Raw genomic sequence first — 3,356 nt, 5'->3', positions numbered from 1 at the left:
GTAATTTTTTATATTTTGACTATATACCCATGATACTTCAAGGTGCAAAGTCAGCAAGGAAAATCGTGCCAAGGTGCTAGGCATAAAATTGAAGCCTAGTCATTCTAAGTCGAGATTTTATAACAACGCAGATTGGTGCGAGTTGCCTTGCCCTTCGGGGCGCAAGCTCGAAAACCAGCCCAGCGTTGCAACAATCATAAAGGGAATCACCATTCGCTCATGTTGCGTCTTGCTCTGGTTACCGAGCTTGTGCCTGACAAAGCACCTTGAGGTAACATGGGTATAGAACCCTAAAAGGCAGTTTTACTGCCTTTTTTTATAACTTAATAATAAGAATAACTTATGCGCGAACAGATCCATATAATGAATGACGCTGAGCTACAAGAGCTGGTGGAGCAAACAGAAACGGGTGGGCGCCACGTTGTTGGTAAGGTAAAAAAACTGATCACCTTTACTGCAATTGCATGGTCACTTTTTCAACTCTACTTTTCATCGCCGATCCCTTTTATTTTCCAGCAATTTTTAAACAGTATCGGTTGGGATTTAAATGTTGTTTTTGATGATACCAAAGCGCGTTCTATTCACCTCTCTTTTGCGCTCTTTTTGGCCTTTTTATCTTATCCTGCTTTTAAAAAATCTAATAAAACGACTATCCCTTTAATTGACTGGGCACTGGCATTCGTCGGTGGGTTTTTAGGTGCTTATTACTTTATTTTTTACGATGGCATTGTTACCCGTGTAGGTATTCCTAACCAGATGGATGTCATTGCAGGTGTTGCTGGTATATTGATTTTATTAGAAGCAACAAGGCGTAGTTTAGGTGCGCCATTGGCGGTGATTGCACTTGTTTTCCTTGCTTTTAACTTTGTGGGCCCTCATCTTCCACAATTACTTGCTCATAATGCCAATAAAATTACCACTATTGTTAATCAACAATGGATAACTACCGAAGGTGTTTTTGGTATTGCATTGGGGGTTTCCACCAAATTTGTATTCCTGTTTGTATTGTTTGGCGCACTGCTTGATAAAGCAGGCGCGGGTAACTATTTTATTAAAACCGCCTTTTCAATGCTGGGTCATCTTCGCGGTGGCCCTGCAAAAGCAGCCGTTATTGCATCTGGGTTAACAGGATTAATTTCAGGTTCATCGATTGCAAATGTAGTCACAACGGGCACGTTTACCATTCCAATGATGAAAAAAGTAGGCTTTTCAGCAGAAAAGGCGGGTGCGGTAGAAGTGGCTTCCTCAGTTAATGGACAAATTATGCCGCCAGTAATGGGGGCTGCTGCCTTTTTAATGGTGGAATATGTTGGTATCAGCTATTTTGAAGTGGTTAAGCATGCCATTATCCCCGCATTAATCTCTTATATTGCATTGGTTTATATTGTGCATTTAGAAGCGATGAAAATGGGTATGCATGGATTAAAGAGAGCAAAACCACCTGCAAAAATACTAATTCGTCTGCGTAATGCAGCCTTGATTGTTTTCTTTTTTTGTTTGCTTGCCTTAATTGTTTATTACGGCTTAGGTTGGATAAAAAGTATTGCGGGTGATAGTTCTGCATACGTAATTGCTGTTTTGGTTGGCTTGGCTTATATCATTATTGCTTATTGGTGTGCTCGTTTCCCTGAGCTTGAACTCGATGATGCTAATGCCCCCATTATACATCTGCCTGAAGTGAAAGAGACCGTGAATTCAGGTTTGCACTTTTTACTGCCTGTTGTGGTGTTGATTTGGTGTTTGATGATTGAAAGACTCTCTCCTGGCACTTCTGCTTTTTGGGGGACGATGGTGTTAATTGTTATTTTACTCACACAAAAAGCACTGTTTGCTTACTTTAGAGGGGAAGAAAACGTCACTAAACAGTTTAAAGTTGGTTATAGGGATCTAGTTGATGGATTAGAAGTAGGTGCTAAAAATATGGTTAGCATCGGCATTGCAACAGCAACCGCGGGTATTATTGTGGGTGTCGTTGCTCTGACCAATGTGGGCGCACCTTTAGCGAGTATTGTTGAGATGGCTTCTGGTGGTAATATCCTTATTATGCTTATTTTAGTGGGGATTTTGAGCCTGATTTTAGGCATGGGATTACCCACTACCGCTAACTATATTGTTGTTTCATCACTGCTTGCCACGGTTATTGTTGAAGTTGGGCAACAAAATGGATTGATTGTGCCGCTGATTGCAGTGCATCTGTTTGTCTTCTATTTTGGTATCATGGCTGATGTGACCCCGCCTGTGGGGCTTGCTTCATTTGCGGCAGCCGCTATCTCAGGTGGTAAGCCGATTAAAACCAGTGTGATTGCTTTCTTTTATAGTTTACGTACGGCAATATTACCCTTCCTATTTATCTTTAATACCGATCTATTATTGATTAATGTGGATTGGTTACATGGCATATCAGTGTTTGTGGTTGCCACCGCTGCGATATTGGTTTTCACCGCTGCAACACAAAAATACTTCTTTGATAAATGTAGCTGGTTGGAAGTCATTGCACTGTTATTGATTGCCTTTACGTTGTTTAGACCCGCTTATTTTATGGAGAAACTATCCCCCTCTTATGTTGATATTGAACCTTATAATATTGTTTCTGAACTGCAACATGTACAGAGTGATCGCGACCTTAAAATAAGAGTGAGTGGCTTAAGTGATATTGGCGAGCCAACTACTTTTTATGCGCATTTGCCTATTATTGGTGAAACGGGTGAGCAACGTTTACAAAATATGGGATTAACCATTATTGAAAGTGATGGTGTAATGATGATTGATGATGTTGCTTTTGATAGCCCAGCATCGAAAATGGGGCTAGATTGGGATCAAACTATATTATCGGTTGAGATGCCTGTTGAAGGCGCATTTGCTAAGCAGTGGTTATATATCCCTGCATTGTTATTATTATTGGCTATTGCACTCATGCAGATACGTCGTCGCAAAGAGGAGTTGGTTAAATTGGCGATGGACTAACAATACCTTGGTCAATTTTGGCGAAGGTATTGACTAAAAGTATAAGTTCAAAAGATATTAATACCATTTCCAGTAATTAACTGGTCATATTAATTATTAGGACGTGCTGCTTTAGCTACGCCAATAGTAAAGGCGAGACTAAAGTCTCACGTCCCAAAAACGATCACATATTTATTGGAATTGGTATAACCACGAAGACACGAAGAAAAATAAAACAATAGGCTTTTCTTTGTGTCGCGCCACGATTTCGTGGTTCTTTTTTTTCAATAAACACAAAAAAGCCCCTCTATTAATTTAATAGAGGGGCTTTTTTAATCATCTAACTCGGTTAGGATCGGCTTCAAAATTACTTGCGCTTTTGTTTTCAAAATAACCCGTCATTTAGAATTGGC

1 protein-coding gene is annotated in these 3,356 nt (G+C 40.0%); it reads left to right on the top strand.

Annotation, left to right across the window (positions count from 1 at the left end; all coding sequences use genetic code 11):
- The first annotated feature begins 342 nt into the window (after positions 1-342).
- Positions 343-2,964: a TRAP transporter permease gene (locus G322_RS0118220; RefSeq protein WP_022943118.1), complete on the top strand. Its 2,622-nt coding sequence runs from the start codon at positions 343-345 to the stop codon at positions 2,962-2,964.
- The last annotated feature ends 392 nt before the right edge of the window (positions 2,965-3,356 follow it).

The organism is Psychromonas hadalis ATCC BAA-638 (genome assembly GCF_000420245.1).
Taxonomy (GTDB): Bacteria; Pseudomonadota; Gammaproteobacteria; order Enterobacterales; family Psychromonadaceae; genus Psychromonas; species Psychromonas hadalis.
This window is presented reverse-complemented; position numbering and strand designations above follow the sequence as displayed.

Coding starts and splice junctions, on each gene's coding strand:
- G322_RS0118220 (WP_022943118.1), top strand. CDS start 343: ATGCGCGAACAGATCCATATAATGAATGACGCTGAGCTACAAGAGCTG.